15 protein-coding genes are annotated in these 16334 nt (G+C 71.8%); 6 read left to right on the top strand and 9 right to left on the bottom strand.

Annotated features, from left to right (window positions below):
* Window positions 1–93 precede the first annotated feature (93 nt).
* The 8 genes from pstB to P5G50_RS16525 form a co-directional block, all read right to left on the bottom strand.
* On the bottom strand, window positions 94–873 hold the full coding sequence (gene pstB / locus P5G50_RS16560; RefSeq protein ID WP_301212171.1) for a phosphate ABC transporter ATP-binding protein PstB: 780 nt from the start codon (window positions 871–873) through the stop codon (window positions 94–96).
* Window positions 874–926: 53 nt separating this feature from the next.
* The gene (pstA, locus tag P5G50_RS16555; RefSeq protein ID WP_301212170.1) at window positions 927–2024 is read right to left on the bottom strand and encodes a phosphate ABC transporter permease PstA; all 1098 of its coding nucleotides are present in this window, start codon (window positions 2022–2024) and stop codon (window positions 927–929) included.
* Entirely contained in the window at window positions 2024–2980 is a 957-nt protein-coding gene (gene pstC / locus P5G50_RS16550) for a phosphate ABC transporter permease subunit PstC (RefSeq protein ID WP_301212169.1), read from the bottom strand. The genes pstA and pstC overlap by 1 nt, the downstream gene beginning before the upstream one ends.
* 122 nt (window positions 2981–3102) lie before the next feature.
* The gene (gene pstS / locus P5G50_RS16545) at window positions 3103–4197 is read right to left on the bottom strand and encodes a phosphate ABC transporter substrate-binding protein PstS (protein ID WP_301212167.1); all 1095 of its coding nucleotides are present in this window, start codon (window positions 4195–4197) and stop codon (window positions 3103–3105) included.
* A 158-nt stretch (window positions 4198–4355) separates the two neighbouring features.
* Window positions 4356–5294 carry an NUDIX hydrolase gene (locus tag P5G50_RS16540; protein ID WP_301212353.1) on the bottom strand — a complete coding sequence of 313 codons (939 nt, stop codon included), beginning with the start codon at window positions 5292–5294 and terminating at the stop codon, window positions 4356–4358.
* 8 nt (window positions 5295–5302) lie between these two features.
* Complete coding sequence (locus P5G50_RS16535) at window positions 5303–7501, bottom strand: RNA degradosome polyphosphate kinase (RefSeq protein WP_301212166.1); 2199 nt, start codon at window positions 7499–7501, stop codon at window positions 5303–5305.
* Window positions 7502–7566: 65 nt separating this feature from the next.
* On the bottom strand, window positions 7567–8463 hold the full coding sequence (gene mshD, locus P5G50_RS16530) for a mycothiol synthase (protein ID WP_301212164.1): 897 nt from the start codon (window positions 8461–8463) through the stop codon (window positions 7567–7569).
* Window positions 8432–9124 carry a response regulator transcription factor gene (locus P5G50_RS16525; RefSeq protein WP_301212162.1) on the bottom strand — a complete coding sequence of 231 codons (693 nt, stop codon included), beginning with the start codon at window positions 9122–9124 and terminating at the stop codon, window positions 8432–8434. Before P5G50_RS16525 ends, mshD begins: the two co-directional genes overlap by 32 nt.
* An 89-nt stretch (window positions 9125–9213) precedes the next feature.
* On the opposite strand from P5G50_RS16525, the gene P5G50_RS16520 reads away from it, so the two are divergent.
* From P5G50_RS16520 to P5G50_RS16495, 6 genes are all read left to right on the top strand, one after another.
* Window positions 9214–9597: a hypothetical protein gene (locus tag P5G50_RS16520; RefSeq protein ID WP_301212160.1), complete on the top strand. Its 384-nt coding sequence runs from the start codon at window positions 9214–9216 to the stop codon at window positions 9595–9597.
* Window positions 9598–9770: 173 nt separating this feature from the next.
* Window positions 9771–10367, top strand: a complete 597-nt coding sequence (locus tag P5G50_RS16515; protein WP_301212159.1) for a heme-binding beta-barrel domain-containing protein — start codon at window positions 9771–9773, stop codon at window positions 10365–10367.
* Window positions 10368–10383: 16 nt separating this feature from the next.
* Complete coding sequence (gene ygfZ / locus P5G50_RS16510) at window positions 10384–11493, top strand: CAF17-like 4Fe-4S cluster assembly/insertion protein YgfZ (RefSeq protein WP_301212158.1); 1110 nt, start codon at window positions 10384–10386, stop codon at window positions 11491–11493.
* 164 nt (window positions 11494–11657) lie between these two features.
* Window positions 11658–12470: an ABC transporter ATP-binding protein gene (locus P5G50_RS16505; protein ID WP_301212352.1), complete on the top strand. Its 813-nt coding sequence runs from the start codon at window positions 11658–11660 to the stop codon at window positions 12468–12470.
* The gene (locus tag P5G50_RS16500; protein WP_301212157.1) at window positions 12467–13444 is read left to right on the top strand and encodes an iron-siderophore ABC transporter substrate-binding protein; all 978 of its coding nucleotides are present in this window, start codon (window positions 12467–12469) and stop codon (window positions 13442–13444) included. The genes P5G50_RS16505 and P5G50_RS16500 overlap by 4 nt, the downstream gene beginning before the upstream one ends.
* Window positions 13441–15498 carry an iron ABC transporter permease gene (locus P5G50_RS16495; protein WP_301212156.1) on the top strand — a complete coding sequence of 686 codons (2058 nt, stop codon included), beginning with the start codon at window positions 13441–13443 and terminating at the stop codon, window positions 15496–15498. Before P5G50_RS16500 ends, P5G50_RS16495 begins: the two co-directional genes overlap by 4 nt.
* On the opposite strand, the gene P5G50_RS16490 is transcribed toward P5G50_RS16495, so the two are convergent.
* Window positions 15443–16312, bottom strand: a complete 870-nt coding sequence (locus tag P5G50_RS16490) for a class I SAM-dependent methyltransferase (RefSeq protein ID WP_301212155.1) — start codon at window positions 16310–16312, stop codon at window positions 15443–15445. The genes P5G50_RS16495 and P5G50_RS16490 overlap by 56 nt on opposite strands.
* Between the last annotated feature and the right edge of the window lie 22 nt (window positions 16313–16334).

The raw sequence follows: 16334 nt of genomic DNA, 5'->3' as shown, positions 1-16334 counted from the left end.
GTCTCCAACCCCCGAGTACGCAGAAAGTGCGCGGACTCGAAGCGAATCCGCGCACTTTCTGCGTACTCGGCGGTTACCCGGCCGGGGGAGCGATCAACCGAAGCGGCCGGAGACGTAGTCCTCGGTGGCCTGCACGTTCGGCTTCGAGAAGATCAGGTTGGTGTCGTTGTACTCGATGAGCTTGCCCGGCTTGCCGGTGCCCGCGATGTTGAAGAACGCGGTCCGATCGGAGACGCGGCTCGCCTGCTGCATGTTGTGGGTCACGATGACGATGGTGTAGTCGTTCTTGAGCTCCTCGATGAGGTCCTCGATCGCGAGCGTCGAGATCGGGTCGAGGGCCGAGCACGGCTCGTCCATCAGCAGAACGTCGGGGGAGACGGCGATGGCGCGCGCGATGCAGAGGCGCTGCTGCTGGCCGCCCGAGAGGCCGGAGCCGGGGAGGTTGAGCCGGTCCTTGACCTCGTTCCACAGGTTCGCGCCCTGGAGGGACTTCTCCACCAGGTCGTCGGAGTCGCTTTTCGACATGCGGCGGTTGTTGAGCTTCACGCCGGCCAGCACGTTCTCGCGGATGCTCATGGTGGGGAACGGGTTCGGCCGCTGGAACACCATGCCGACCTGGCGGCGCACGAGCACCGGGTCGACGCCCGTGCCGTAGAGGTTGTTGCCGTCGATCAGCACCTCACCCTCCACGTAGGCGCCGGGGATGACCTCGTGCATGCGGTTGAGAGTGCGCAGGAAGGTCGACTTGCCGCAGCCCGACGGGCCGATGAAGGCGGTGACGGTACGGGGTTCGATGGTGAGGGAGACGCCCTCCACGGCGCGGAAGTCGCCGTAGTAGACGTTGAGGTCGTTGACTTCGATTCGCTTGGACACGTGAGTTCCTTGTCTGGGCCGTCGGGTGGCTCGTGGGGCGTCGGGGTGCCGGCTCAGCGGCCGTACTTGGGGGCGAAGGCCTTGGCGATGATCCGGCCGATGAGGTTGAGCAGCATCACGATGATGATCAGGGCGAGCGCGCCGGTCCAGGCGCGGTCGATCGAGTCCTGCGCGTGCAGGCCGGCCGCCTGCGTGTACTGCGTGTACACGAAGACGGGGAGGGTCATCATCCGGTCGTTGAAGAGGTCGTAGTTCATGCTCGTGGTGAAGCCGGCGACGATCAGCAGCGGCGCCGTCTCACCGATGACGCGGGCGATCGCGAGCATGACGCCCGTGACGAGACCCGCGAGGGAGGTGGGGAGCACGACCTTGAGCACGGTCAGCCACTTCGGCACGCCGAGGGCGAGGGAGGCCTCGCGCAGCTCGTTCGGGACGATGCGCAGGATCTCCTCGCTCGAGCGCACCACGACCGGGATCATCAGCACCGAGAGCGCGATCGCGCCCATGAAGCCGTTGCGGATGCCGGGCCCGAAGAACAGCGAGAACAGGGCGAAGGCGAAGAGGCCGGCGACGATCGACGGGATGCCGGTCATGACGTCGACGAAGAAGGTGATGCCGCGGGCGAGCATCCCGCGGCCGTACTCGACCAGGTAGATCGAGGTCAGCAGGCCGATCGGCACCGAGATGAGCGCCGCCATGAGGGTGATCTCGAGCGTGCCGACGATGGCGTGCAATGCGCCTCCACCCGCTCCGATCACGTTGCGCATCGACTGGCTGAAGAAGTCGATGTCGAAGCGGGCGAGGCCCTGCACGACGACGGTCCAGCCGAGCGAGATCAAGGGGAGCAGCGCCACGATGAAGGCGGTGGCGACGAGCGAGGTGATCAGCCGGTCCATGGCCTTGCGCGGACCTTCGACCAGCAGGGACGTGGTGTAGATCGCGACGTCGAACAGCACGGTCCCGAAGAACACGGCGCCGACGATGTTGAAGCCCTCCGTCGCCTTGCTGGCGGCCAGGATGGCGAAGATCGCGGCGAAGACGGCCCAGGAGCCGACGAGCATGACCCACGGCGTCCAGCGCGGGAGCTTGCCGGCGGTGTACGAGTTGGCGAGCGGCCGGGCGGGCGCTGCGGCGGTGGTCGTGGCGGTCATCAGTTGGCTCCCGAGAAGGCCTTGCGACGGTTGACGATGTAGCGCGCGAGCATGTTGATCAGCAGCGTCACCACGAAGAGCACGAGGCCGGAGGCCACGAGCGCGTTCACGCCGACGCCGGTGGCCTCGGGGAACTGGAGGGCGATGTTGGCCGCGATCGTGTTCGGGCTCTGGGCCTGCAGGATCGGCAGCTTCACGATCAGGGCGGGCGAGAGCACCATCGCGATGGCGAGCGTCTCGCCGAGCGCGCGGCCGAGGCCGAGCATGATCGCCGACACGATGCCGCTGCGGGCGAAGGGCAGCACGGCCATCTTGATCATCTCCCAGCGGGTTGCGCCCAGGGCGAGCGCGGCCTCCTCGTGGAGACGCGGCGTCTGCAGGAAGATCTCGCGGCAGATGGCGGTCATGATCGGGATGACCATGACGGCGAGCACGAGGGCCGCGGTCAGGATGGTGCGGCCGGTGCCGGAGACCGGGGGAGCGAAGAGCGGGAACCAGCCGACGTTCGCGCCGAGCCAGGCGTAGAACGGCTGGACGAACGGGGCGAGGGTGGCGATGCCCCAGAGGCCGAAGACGACCGACGGCACCGCGGCCAGCAGGTCGATCACGTAGCCGAGGCCCTGCGCGACGCGGCGCGGGGCGAAGTGCGAGATGAAGAGGGCGATGCCCAGCGACAGCGGCGTCGCGACGAGGAGCGCGAGGATGGCGGCCCAGATGGTGCCGAAGACCAGCGGCCAGACCCACGACCAGAAGTTCGTGGCCTGGTTGGGCAGTTCGCCCTCGCCCGCGAACACGGCGGGGATGCTCTGCACGACCAGGAAGAGGGCGACGGCGGCGAGCGTCGCGAGGATCAGCGATCCGGCGACGATGGAGGCGGTGGAGAAGACGCGGTCGCCGAGGCGGACCTTCGCCTTGGGGCGGATGGCTCCTACGGTTCCTACGGTTCCGGCGGTCATGCCTGCTGGTCCTTCTTCACGTCAGTGCCTCTCATCGGGTGTTCCCGCGGCGGCGGGTGAGGGGGTGACGCACCGCTCGGCCCGGGCTGACGAGCAGCCCAGGCCGAGCGGGCGCCGGGGTGTTACTTGATGCTGGCGACAGCGTCCTTCACCTTGGAGGCGAGGTCGCTGGCGAGGGGCGCGGAGCCGGCCTGCTCGGCGGCGGCCTTCTGAGCGTCCTCGCTGATGATGTAGTCGACGTAGCCCTTCACGAGGTCCGCCTTGGCTGCGTCCTTGTACTCCTGGCAGGCGACGATGTAGGAGACGAGGACCAGCGGCCAGTCGCCCTTGTTGGTCGCCTTGCGGTCGATCGCGATGGCGAGGTCGTTGGCCTCACGGCCGTCGGCGATCGGGGAGGCGGCCACGACAGCGGCGGCGCCGTCGGCGCTGAGCTTGGTGTACTCGTCGCCGACCTTCAGCTGCGCGATGGAGAGACCGGCCGAGCCCGACTCGTCGATGTACGTGATCGAGTTCTTGGCGTTCTTCGTGGCGTCGGCGACACCCGAGGTGCCCTTCGCCGCGTCACCGACCTGGAACGGGAAGGTCTGGGAGGCCGGGGCCGTCCAGACGTCCGCCGCGTTGGCCGCGAGGTACTCGGTGAAGTTCTGCGTGGTGCCCGAGTCGTCGGAGCGGTGCACGACGGTGATCGGGGCCGACGGCAGCGACGCGTCCTTGTTCTGGTCCTTGATCTTCGCGTCGTCCCAGGTGGTGATCTTGCCCGAGAAGATGCCCGCGATGGTCGCGGCGTCCAGCTTCAGGTCCTTGACGCCGTCGACGTTGTACGCGATGGCGATCGGGGAGATGTAGACCGGGAGGTCGATGCCCTTGCTGCTCGGGGCGCAGCCGGCGAACGTGGAGGAGAGCTCCTCCGCCTTCAGCGCGGCGTCCGAGCCGGCGAAGTCGGCGGCACCCGAGATGAAGCTCTTGCGACCGGCGCCGGAGCCCTGCGGGTCGTAGTTGACGGTGACCTTGGGGTTGGCCTCCTGGAAGCCGGCGGCCCAGACGGTCTGCGCGGCGCCCTGCGCCGAGGAGCCGATGCCGTTGAGCGTGCCGGAGAGGTTCGACGGAGCGGCGGACGTCGACGCCGGGGCGCTGCCCTCGTTCGACGCGCACGCGGTGAGGGAGATGGCGGCAGCGGCCAGAACGGCCAGAGGAGCGCCAAGACGCTTCAGTTTCACAGTTGTCCCTTCCGGGGATCAGTAACAACAGGACGGGGTCGGTGCGACCCGCCTGTGACGCTATGCACCGTGTCTGTCCAGCGTCCCCCGCAGCGGTAAACGCGAGGTTAACGACGGGTGTTGGGTTGGGGATCCGGAAGGGTGTGCTCGGCCTGTGCTCAGCGCGCGACCGGCGAGTACGTCTCGATCGAGACGATGCCGGAGGCGGGGTTGGTGGCGGAGAGGTGGACGACGGAGAAGCCGCCGGTGTCGAGGTCGGCGGCGTCATTGAGGTAGCCGCCGGGCATCGTGCCGGTCGCGAGCGCGATCTCGCGGAGGATCTCGGGGAGCACCGGGCCGTGGCTGCACAGGACCGCGGTCTTGCGGGAGCGGACACGCTTGCCGACGATGTCCCTGACCTCGCCGCGGCCCTCCTCGTAGGCGTCCTGGCTGATGCCGTGCTCGCGCTGCGGCTTGATGCCCGTCGCGGCGGCCAGAGGGGCGACGGTGGCGACGCAGCGGACCGCGTCGCTCGTGATGATGCGGCGCGGCTTCCAGGCGAGGAGGGTCGGCACGTCGGAGGCCGACTGGCGCACGCCGCGCTCCGTCAGCGGGCGGGCGGCGTCGGGGCCGTCCCAGTCGGCGCGCGGCGCGGCCTTGCCGTGACGCAGCGCGATGAGGGCGAAGGTGGAGGTGACGCCCTGCCTGACGAGCGCGTCGAACGCGTCGAGGATCTCCACGTCGCGCTCGTAGGTCAGGTAGCTGCGCGCCTTCTTGATGGTCACCCACTCGATGGCGGCGATCTCGGCGTTGGGGACGAACGTGGAGCGCTCGATCGCCTTGTCGGAGACCTCCGCCGCCCAGAAGTGCACGATCTTCTCGCGGCCGGAGGCGAGCGGGTAGCGCGAGACGCCGAGCGGGACACCGAGCCGGATGCCGAGCCCGGTCTCCTCCTCGATCTCGCGCACGGCCGTCTGCGGGAGGGTCTCGCCCTCGTCGACCTTGCCCTTGGGGATCGTCACGTCGCCGTATTTGGTCCGGTGCACGACGAGCACCACGATGCGGTCGTCGACGACGCGCCAGCAGAGGGCGCCCGCGGCGTAGACGGCCGGGGTCACGTCGCGGCTCACCGCCTGGTTCCCGTGCGGGTGCTGCGCGGCCGCTGGCTGGTCTGCTGCATGAGCTTGTTCTGCAGATCGGTGAGCGGCTTGCCCGACTCGTCGAGGTGGTGCCTGGTCCAGACGCCGTCCTCCGCGAGGGTCCACGTCGCCGTGCGCTCGTCGAAGGCGAGGTCGAACAGCCGGTCGAGCTCGGCCAGGTGCTCGGGGTCGGTGAGCCGCACCAGCGCCTCCACCCGGCGGTCGAGGTTGCGGTGCATCATGTCGGCGCTGCCGATGTAGACCTGCGGGTCGCCGTCGTTGACGAACGAGAACACGCGCGAGTGCTCCAGGTACCGCCCGAGCACCGAGCGCACGCGGATGTTCTCGGAGAGCCCCGCCCGCCCCGGGACGAGCCCGCAGATGCCGCGCACCCACAGCTCGATCGGCACGCCGGCCTGGCTCGCCCGGTAGAGCGCGTCGATGATCGCCTCGTCGACGATGGAGTTGACCTTGATCCGGATGCCGGAGGGCCGGCCGGCCTCGGCATGCGCCCGCTCCACGTCGATGCGCTTGAGCAGCCCCTTGCGCAGGTGCAGCGGCGCGACGAGGAGCCGCTTGAACTTCTTCTCGATGGCGTAGCCGGAGAGCTCGTTGAACAGCCGGGTCAGGTCCTTGCCGACCTGGTCGTCGGCGGTCAGCAGGCCCAGGTCCTCGTAGATGCGCGAGGTCTTGGGGTTGTAGTTGCCCGTGCCGATGTGGCTGTAGTGCTTGAGGACGCCCTTCTCCTCGCGGATGACGAGCGCCAGCTTGCAGTGCGTCTTGAGCCCGACGAGCCCGTAGACGACGTGCACGCCGGCCTTCTCGAGCTTGCGTGCCCAGGAGATGTTGTTCTGCTCGTCGAAGCGGGCCTTGATCTCGACGAGGGCGAGCACCTGCTTGCCCGCCTCCGCGGCGTCGATCAGCGCCTCGACGATGGGGCTGTCGCCGGAGGTGCGGTACAGCGTCTGCTTGATGGCCAGCACGTGCGGGTCGGCCGCGGCCTGCTCGAGGAACGCCTGCACGCTCGTCGCGAAGGACTCGTACGGATGGTGGAGCAGGATGTCCTGTCGCGCGATGGCCGCGAAGATGTCGGGCTTCGCGTTCGGCTCGCTCGGCATGAGCTGCGGAGCCGTGGTCGGCACATGGTTCGGATAGTGCAGGTCGGGCCGGTCGATCTTGGCCAGGTCGAACAGGCCGCCGAGGTCGAGCGGGCCGGGGAGGCGGTAGACCTCCTGCTCCGTCACGTCGAGCTCGCGCACCAGCAGGCCGAGGGTCACGTCGTCCATGTCGTCGGTGACCTCCAACCGGATCGGCGGCCCGAACCGGCGGCGCAGCAGCTCGCGCTCGAGCGCCTGGATGAGGTTCTCGGTCTCGTCCTCGTCGATCTCGACGTCTTCGTTGCGGGTGACGCGGAAGACGTGGTGATCGAGGATCTCCATGCCCGGGAACAGGTCGCCGAGGTGGTTGGCGATCAGCTCCTCGAGCGGCAGGAACCGCACCTGCCCGAGCGCCTCGCGCTGGTCGATGCGGACGAACCGCGGCAGCATCTGCGGCACCTTGAGGCGGGCGAACTGCTCCTTGCCGCTGCGGGAGTTGCGCACGCGGATGGAGAGGTTGAGCGAGAGCCCCGAGATGTAGGGGAAGGGGTGGGCCGGGTCGACGGCGAGCGGCATGAGCACCGGGAAGATCTGCTGCGAGAAGACCTCGCGCAGGTGCACGCGGTCGCCCTCGTCGAGCTCGTTCCACGAGGCGACGGTGATGCCGGCCTCGCCGAGCGCCGGGAGGACGAGCTCGCGGTACGCCTTCGCATGCCGCAGCTGGAGCTCGTGCGCCATGCGCGAGATGTCGGCCAGCACCTCCTGCGGGGCGCGTCCGGTGTTGGTCGGCACCGCGAGCCCGGTCGCGATGCGCCGCTTGAGGCCCGCGACCCTGACCATGAAGAACTCGTCGAGGTTGCTCGCGAAGATCGCGAGGAAGTTGGCCCGCTCGAGCACGGGGAGCAGCGGGTCCTCCGCCAGCTCCAGCACGCGCTGGTTGAACGCCAGCCAGCTCAGCTCGCGGTCGAGGTACCGGTCGTCGGGGAGCGCGGGGTCCGGCTCGTAGATGAACGGCGCGAAGTCGTCGTCGAAGTCACCGCCCAGGCTGCCCGCCAGGCCGTTGTCCAAGAGGATGTTGTCGCCGTCCATGTCCCCCATCTTGGCACTGCCGAACGACAGGATGAACGGCGGCGGCCGATCTGTGGAGAATCGGCTCAGCCGCGCCGGTAGTGGACATCGACGGAGCGGTCCGCGAACCCGGCCGACCGGTACAGCGGGAGCGCCGCGGCGTTGTCGCCCTCCACATACAGCTCCGCCTCCGTACAGCCGCGGTCGCGCAGCCGCCACAGCCCGGCCGCGAGGAGCGCGCGGCCCAGGCCGCGTCCCGCCTCCTCCGGCGCGACGCCGAGCACGTAGATCTCGCCCGCCGCCGCTCCGGCCTCCACCTTCACCCAGTCGTACCCGACCAGCCGGCCGGAGCCGTCGCGCAGCAGCAGCACGTCGCCCGCGTCGAACCACGGCTCCGCCTGCCGCGCCTGCAGGTCGTCGACGGTAAGCGCGCCCTGCTCGGGATGGCCGGCGAAGACACGCGCGTTGAGCGCCACCCACTCCTCGTCGTCCAGTCCGGGTCGCAGCGCCGTCAGCTCGTACCCCGCCGGGATCTCCACGGTCTGCGGCTCGGCGTCCAGCGGAGTCCCCAGCTTGAGCAGCGTGCGCACCCGCTCGAAGCCGAACCGCCCGGCCAGCCGTGCGGCCGCGGGGTCGTCGCCGTGCGCCCACGCCGTCACCGGCCCGTCGACATCGCCGAGCAGCGCCTCCGCCACGCGGGTCGCGACGCCGCGCCGCCGATCGGACGGCAGCACCGCCAGGTCGAGCTCGCCGCCGCCCAGCACCGCAGCGCCGACGACCCGGCCGGCCGCGCGCACGAGGTACGGCGTGCGCCGCCCGCTGTCGACGTCGAGCCTGGTCTGCTCGTTGAAGGGATCGGCCCCGTCCGCCGCGCGGGCGGCGTCGGCCACGCCGAAGAACGCCTCCCGCTGCCCGGGGTCGCCGAGGTCGGCAGCGCTGAGCCGGGCGGCGTCAGGGCCGGACGGAGGAGGGGAGGCGCTCATTGTCGTCCTCGTACACGTTGAACCGGTATCCGACGTTGCGCACCGTGCCGATCAGCGACTCCAGGTCGCCGAGCTTGGCGCGCAGCCGCCGCACGTGCACGTCGACGGTGCGCGTGCCGCCGAAGTAGTCGTACCCCCACACCTCGCTCAGCAGCTGCTCGCGCGTGAAGACGCGCGAGGGGTGCGTCGCGAAGAACCGCAGCAGCTCGAACTCCTTGAAGGTGAGGTCGAGCTGGCGGCCGTGCGCCTTCGCGGAGTAGCTGGCCTCGTCGATCGTGATGCCGGAGGCCTGGATCTTGGTCTGCGAGTGCTCCTGCGTCTGCCGGCCGATCGCGAGGCGGATGCGCGCGTCGACCTCCGCGGGGCCCGCCGTGTCGAGCACGACGTCGTTGACGCCCCAGTCGGCACTGACCGCCGTCAGGCCGCCCTCGGTGAGGACCAGCAGCAGCGGCACGGTGACGCCCGTCGTGGTGAGGATCTTGCACAGCGACTTGGCGCTCGCGAGGTCGCGGCGGGCGTCGACGAAGATCAGGTCGCAGCTCGGCGCGTTCACGAGGGCGGCCGGCTCTGCGGGGATCTGGCGGGTGCGGTGGCTGAGGAGGGCGAGCGACGGGAGCACCTCCGCATCGGGCGCGGAGGTGAGGATCAACAACTGCGCCACTCAGTACCTCCTCACCCTGCTCGTGCCGCAATGCTACCGGAACCGCGGGCGTGTCCCTCCCGCGGTGCGTGGAGGGGCACAATGGGTGCATGACCGACGCGACGCCGGAGCAGCCGCTCCACGAGCCTCCCGCGCCGCTGGGGGAGGAGCCGGAGGTGCACGGCCTCGGCCCCGCCGCCGCCGCGCCCCTGCCGCCGCCGCTCTCGCGCGGCGCCAGGATCGCCAGCGTGATCGCCGTGTGGGCGGTCGCGCTCGTGCTCGGCGTCCTGATCGGCACGGTCTCGCAGCCCGACCAGTACGCCGCCTGGCTGTCGCTCGCGCTCGCCGTGTGCGTGCTGCTCGCCTTCGTCGCCCAGCTCGCGACCCAGCACAAGGACGGTTTCGTTGACCGCCTCGCGGCCACGCTCACCGGCTGCTTCGTCGTGCTCGGCGTGACCGGCGCGATCCTCGGGGCGATCGCGCTGTCGGCCTGAGCCCGCCTTCCCGCAACCGTCGGACGGCCCGACTAGACTGGCGGCATGCTCGTCGCTCTCGAACTCTTCTTCATCGGGCTCCTGGGGCTCGCCACGCTGGCCATCCTCGGCGTCTCGGGCGTCGTCGTCTACAACCTGTTCCGCGGGCAGCGCTAGGCAGCGGTCGCCGTCGCATGATCGAACTGCCGACCGACCTCCCGGCCGAACTCGTCCCGCTCTCCTGGCTCCTCGGCGTGTGGGAGGGCACGGGTGTGCTCGACTACGCGATCGGCGACGACCACACCGAGCTCGAGTTCGGTCAGCGGATCAGCTTCAGTCACGACGGGCAGCCGTACCTCAACTACTCGGCCACGTCGTGGGTGCTGGACGAGGAGCGCACGCCGCTCGCGGCCGAGACCGGTTACTGGCGGCTGAGCCGCAAGCTCATCGAAGGCGATGCGGGCCCGGCGATGCTGCCGGGCGTCGGCGTGCGGCCCTTCAACACCGCCCAGTCGGTGGAGACGCTGCGCAACTCCCACGGCGGCTTCGACATCGACGTGGCGATCATCCACCCCGACGGTGTCAGCGAGCTCTACCTCGGCCAGGTCGCCGGTCCGCGCATCGACCTCGCGACCGACGCCGTCGTGCGCACCGCGGGCGCCAAGGAGTACTCGGCGGCGACGCGGCTGTACGGACTGGTGGAGGGGCACCTCCTCTGGGCCTGGGACATCGCGGCGCTCGGCCAGGACCTGCGCACCCACGCCTCGGCGCGGCTCGCCAAGGTCGACTGACGAAGGCGGACAGCTGATGGCATCGCCGTTCCTCGGCCTCCCCGGCGCCGTCGACATCGCGGAGACGGGCGTCCCCGCGCACTACGGCAACCCGCTCGCCGAGCAGCGGGCGCTGGCGGAGGGCCGCGCGATCGTCGACCTGTCCGACCGCGCCGTGCTGACGGTCACCGGCCCCGACCGGCTCAGCTGGCTCAACTCGCTGACCAGCCAGGCCCTGACCGGGCTGCAGCCGGGGGAGTCGTCCGAGACCCTCCTGCTCGACGTCACCGGCCGGGTCGAGCACGCGGCACGGATCGTCGAGGACGGCGAGACCGTCTGGCTGCTGGTCGACCGGCCGGAGGCGGAGGGGCTGCGCGGCTGGCTGGACTCCATGCGCTTCATGCTGCGGGTGGAGGTGGCGGACCGCACCGACGAGTACGCGACGATCGGCACGCTCGGCGAGCCCGACCTCCCAGCAGCCGTCTCGAACGGGGTTCCGCTGGTCTGGCACGACCCGTGGCACGCCGTCACGCCGGGCGGCCATCAGTACGCGCGCGGTGAGCATCCCGGCGCCGACTGGAGCTGGAGCGAGCGGCTGGTCCCACGCGACGCCCTCGCGGGCATCGTCGACCGCGTCGCCGCCGGCGAGTTCGCCGCCGCCGGCACGCTGGCGGCCGACGCATTGCGCATCGCCGCCTGGCGGCCGCGGTTCTCGACGGAGGTCGACGAGCGCACCATCCCGCACGAGCTCGACTGGCTGCGCACCGCCGTGCACCTGACCAAGGGCTGCTACCGCGGCCAGGAGACGGTGGCGAAGGTGCACAACCTCGGCCACCCGCCGCGGCGCCTGGTCATGCTGCACCTGGACGGCTCGGAGGGCGTGCATCCGGCGCAAGGGGCCGTCGTGTCGCTCGACGGCAAGGAGGTCGGCGCGGTCACCTCGTCGGCCCTCCACTACGAGCTGGGGCCGATCGCGCTGGCCGTCGTCAAGCGCGGAACGGACGCCGCGGCCACGCTCACGGTCGACGCGGACGGCACGGCCGTCGCCGCCGCGCAGGAGGTCGTCGTGCCGCCGGAGGCGGGCGCCGAGGCCGACGTGCCGCGCCTGCCGCGCCTGGGTGCGGTGACGCGCAAGCCGCGCGGCTGAGCTGCCCGAGTCGACGGGCGCCGACCTCACGGTCCTGACTTGACGACGGCTTTTTAGGTAATGCTAACCTAACCTGCGTGACCCCCTCCCTCCGTCCGAGTTCGACGCTGCCCGCACAGGAGGCCGCTCTCGCGACCGGCCCCGTCGGGCTCACCGCGCTGGGCATGACGGTCGCCTACGACGGCGACGATGTGGTGCGGGAGGCCGACCTCCGCCTCCCCGCCGGTCGCGTCACCTCGCTCATCGGCCCGAACGGCAGCGGCAAGTCGACGCTGCTGCGGGCGATCGCGCGACTGAAGGACGCCCGCGCCGGACGGGTCACCCTGCACGCGCACGGCGGCGCCGACGAGGACGCGCTCGCCCTCTCCCGCCCGGCCTTCGCCCGCCGCGTGACCCTGCTCGCGCAGAGCCGCCCCACCCCGGCCGGGCTCAGCGTCCGCGACGTGGTCGGCTTCGGCAGGCACCCCTACCGGGCGCGCCTGCGCGGCACCGACCCGCAGGGCGCCGCCGCCGTCGAGCGCGCCATGCGGCTCACCGGCGTGACCGCCTTCGCCGACCGCGGCGTGGAGGCGCTCTCCGGCGGCCAGCTGCAGCGCGTCTGGCTCGCCTGCTGCCTCGCGCAGGACACCGACGTCCTGCTGCTCGACGAGCCCACCACCTACCTCGACCTGCGCTACCAGGTCGAGATCCTCGACCTGGCCCGCGAGCTCGCCGACGTGCACGGCGTGACCGTCGGCATGGTCCTGCACGATCTCGACCAGGCCGCCGCCGTCTCCGATCGCGTCGTCCTCCTCTCCGAGGGCCGTGTGGTGGCGGCGGGAGGCGCGGCAGAGGTCTACGACGCCGAGCTGCTCACGCGCGTCTACGGCATCCGCATCCACGTCGACCTCGATCCGCTCACCGGCGTCCCGCGCACGCGGGCGGTCGGTGCGCACCACCTCCGCAGCACGTCCGTCACCGCCGAAAGGACCTCATGAACCTCCGCCGCCTCCTGCCCGCCGCCGCCCTCGCCGCGGCCGCGACCCTCGCCCTCGCCGGCTGCGGGACGACAGAGCCCGCCGCCGACGCGCAGGAGGGCTCCGGCTCGCTCACGGTGACCGACGCGCGCGGCGAGAAGGTCTCGCTCGACGGTCCCGCGAAGCGCGTGGTCGGCACCGAGTGGAACGTGGTGGAGGCGCTGCTCACGCTCGGCGTCGAGCCGGTGGGCGCTGCCGACGTCACCGGTTACACCGCCTGGGACACAGCGGAGAAGCTCCCGGCCGGCACCAAGGACATCGGCACCCGCGGCGAGCCCAGCGTCGACACCGTCGCCGCGCTCAAGCCCGACCTGGTCGTGGCGACGACCGACCTCGCCGACTCGGCCATCGACCAGCTCGAGAAGGTCGCGCCCGTTGTCGTCGTGCGCTCCGCCGACGCGAGCAGGCAGCTGCAGCAGATGAAGGACAACCTGACCATGATCGCGAAGGCCACCGGCACGGAGGACGAGGCCGGCGACGCGCTCGACGCCTTCGACGCGGCCCTGGCCGACGGGAAGAAGAAGCTCGCCGACGCCGGCCTCGGCGGCACGCCCGTCGCCTTCGCCGACGGCTGGCAGCAGGGCGGCCAGGTCAGCGTCCGCCCGTACGTGAAGGGCTCGCTCATCGCGGACGTCAACGAGAAGCTCGGCCTGACCGACCCGTGGACGCTGAAGGGCGACGAGGCGTACGGTCTCGCCTCGACCGACGTGGAGGGGCTCACCGCGCTCCCGGCCGACACCCGCTTCGTCTACATCGCCAACGACACCGACGGCGACCCGTTCGCCGACGGTCTCACGGACAACGCCGTGTGGAATTCGCTGGCGTTCGTGAAGGCGGGCCACGCCACGCGCCTCCCCGACGGCATCTGGATGTTCGGCGGGACCGCGTCGATGACCCAGTACGTCGACGCCCTCGTGAGCGCGCTGACGAAGTGACCGACGTCGCCCGCCGCGGCGGACGGCTCACGCTGCTCGCCGCCGCGGCCGTCGTCGCCCTGCTCGCGCTCGCGGCCCTCCACGTCAGCCAGGGCACGGCCGCGGTCACGCCCGCCGCGATCTGGCGGGCGATCGCGGGGCTCGGCTCCGGCTCGGGGTCGGAGGCCGCCGACGCCGTGCTCGTCGCCTCGCGTCTGCCGCGGCTCGTGGCCGGGCTGGTCGTCGGCGCATCGCTGGGGGCGGCGGGAGCCGCGCTCCAGTCCGCCTCCCGCAACGTGCTCGCGTCGCCCGACACGCTCGCCGTCAACGCGGGCGGGTATCTCGCGGTCGTCGCGGTCGCCGCCTTCGGCGTCACCCTCCCGGCGCTGTCCTCCGGAGCGGTCGCGTTCGTGGGCGGACTGGTCGCCGCCGCGATCGTGCTGGGCCTCTCGCGGGCGGGCGCGGGGCCGGTACGGCTGGTGCTCGCCGGTTCGGCGCTGACGCTGGCGTTCAGCGGCATGAGCGGGATGCTGCTCCTGCTGTTCCAGCAGGAGACCACCGGTCTCTTCGCCTGGGGCAACGGAACCCTGGCGCAGACCGGGATGGGGCCGGCGCTGCAGCTGCTCCCGGTCGCCGCGGTCGCGTTCGCGGGCCTCCTCGTGCTCGGCCGTCGCCTCGACATCCTGGCGATGGGGGACGAGGGCGCGGCCGTCGTCGGGGTGAACCCGCGGCTCACGCGCAGCATCGCGGTCGTGCTGGCCGTGCTGCTGGCCGCGGTCGCGGTCACGCTGGCCGGGCCGATCGCCTTCGTCGGCCTCTGCGCGCCCGCGATCGTGCGCCTCGTCGGCTCGCGCGTGCCCGGGCTGCTGCGGCATCGCGCATTCCTGCCCGCGTCGGCGGTCGCGGGGGTGCTCGTCGTGCTCGGCGCGGACGTGCTCCTCCGGGCGCTGTTCGGGGCGGAGGCCGGAGTCGCGGTCCCGACCGGCATCGTCACGACGGTCTTCGGCGCGGCCGTGCTGGTCTGGCTCGCGTACCGGTCGCGCGACAGCAGCTCCGAGCCGGAAGGCGCCGCCTTCGTCAAGCTGCGCGGGCGGCGGGCGTTCGTGCTCGCGCTCGTGGTGTCCTCCCTCGCACTGGTGGCCTCCGTCGTCGCGGCCGTGCTGCTGGGCGACGCGCGCCTCCTGCTGGGCGACGTGTGGAACTGGGCGACGGGGAACGCGGGGAGGGTGGTCTCGTTCGTGCTCGACACCCGCCTCCCACGGGTGCTCGCCGCCCTGCTCGCGGGCGCCGCGCTCGCGCTCGCGGGCACGATCGTGCAGGCGGTGTCGCGCAATCCGCTCGCCGAGCCCGGCATCCTCGGCGTCGTCGGGGGAGCGGGCGTCGGCGCGGTGGCGGTCATCACCGTCGTGCCGCTCGCCTCCTTCTGGCTCGTCGGCGGCTTCTCGCTGATCGGCGCCACCGCGGCAGCCGCCCTGGTCTTCGGCCTGGCGGCGCGCCGCGGGCTGGAGCAGAACCGGCTCGTGCTGATCGGCATCGGCGTCTCGTCGGGCGCGACGGCGCTGACCAGCCTGCTGATCGTGCTGACCGACCCGTTCAACGCGGCGAAGGCGCTGGTGTGGCTCTCGGGGTCGACCTACGGCCGCACCTTCCCGCAGGTGCTGCCGGTGCTCGTCGCGCTCGTGGTGGCGGCCCCGCTGCTCGCGGTCGCCCATCGGCGGCTCGACCTCGTCGGACTCGACCCCGACACACCGCGGCTCCTCGGCGTCCCGCTCGGCCGGACACGGCTCTGGCTGCTCGCCGTCGCGGTCGCGCTGAGCGCCGCCGCCGTCTCCGCCGTCGGCGTCATCGGGTTCGTCGGCCTGGTCGCCACGCACGCCGCCCGTTCGCTGGTCGGGAGGCGCAGCGCGCGCGTGCTGCCGGTCGCCGCCCTGCTCGGGGCGGTGCTGGTGAGCGTGGCCGACACCGTCGGGCGCACCCTGATCGCCCCGGCTCAGATCCCGGTCGGGCTCACCACCGCGGTCATCGGCGCCCCGTACTTCCTGTGGCTGCTGTGGCGGTCGCGGGCGGAGGCGTGACCGGGGCCACCGCCTCCCACGCCACCGTCAGCTCCCCGAGCCGCCAGCGGGACCGGCCGCCGATCACCGGCCAGCCGGCGTCGCGCATGCCCTGGGCGACCGCGATCCAGCGCTGCCTCGGCCCGTAGGCGGCGAGAGGCGAGTGGATGCGCCAGAGCCGGTCGAGGTCGAGCAGGAGGTCGTGCACGCGCTCGCCGGGCACGTTGCGGTGGATCAGCGCCTTCGGCAGCCGTTCCGCCACGATCGACGGCGCCTCCAGCCCGGTGAGCCGCAGCGAGACGGTGAAGGTGCGCGGCCCCTCCGGCCCGAGCGCGACCCACGAGGAGATGCGCCCGATCTCGTCGCAGGTGCCCTCCACCAGCAGGCCGCCGGGCTGCAGCCGCGCGAGCATCCGCTCCCAGGCTGCGGCCACCTCCGACTCGTCGTACTGGCGGAGCACGTTGAAGGCGCGGATGACGGCCGCGCGGCGTCCATCGGGCAGCGGCACCTCGAACCCGCCGACGGCGAACCGGATGCGCGCCGCCGGGTCGAACGACGTGCGCCCGGCGCGCACCTCCACCAGCTGCTCCTCCGCCGTCCGGACACGGCCCGGCTCGATCTCGAGGCCGACGACCTCGACGTCGGCGCGCACCTTCGCGAGGCGCTGGTGCAGCTCGAGCGCCGTCACGCCACTGGCGCCGTAGCCGAGGTCGACGACGAGCGGGTCGGCCGTGCGGCGCAGCAGGGGGAGGGAGGCGATCCAGCGGTCGACGCGGCGCAGCCGATTCGTGTTCGTCGTGCCACGCGTGACCGTCCCGACCGCGCCCGATGCCATGCGTCCAGTCTCGCGCATCCGG

Origin of the sequence: Leifsonia williamsii (genome assembly GCF_030433685.1) — a bacterium.
Classification (GTDB): domain Bacteria; phylum Actinomycetota; class Actinomycetes; order Actinomycetales; family Microbacteriaceae; genus Leifsonia; species Leifsonia williamsii.
The sequence above is the reverse complement of the archived record's forward strand: the minus strand, read 5'-3'. Positions and strand labels throughout refer to the sequence as shown.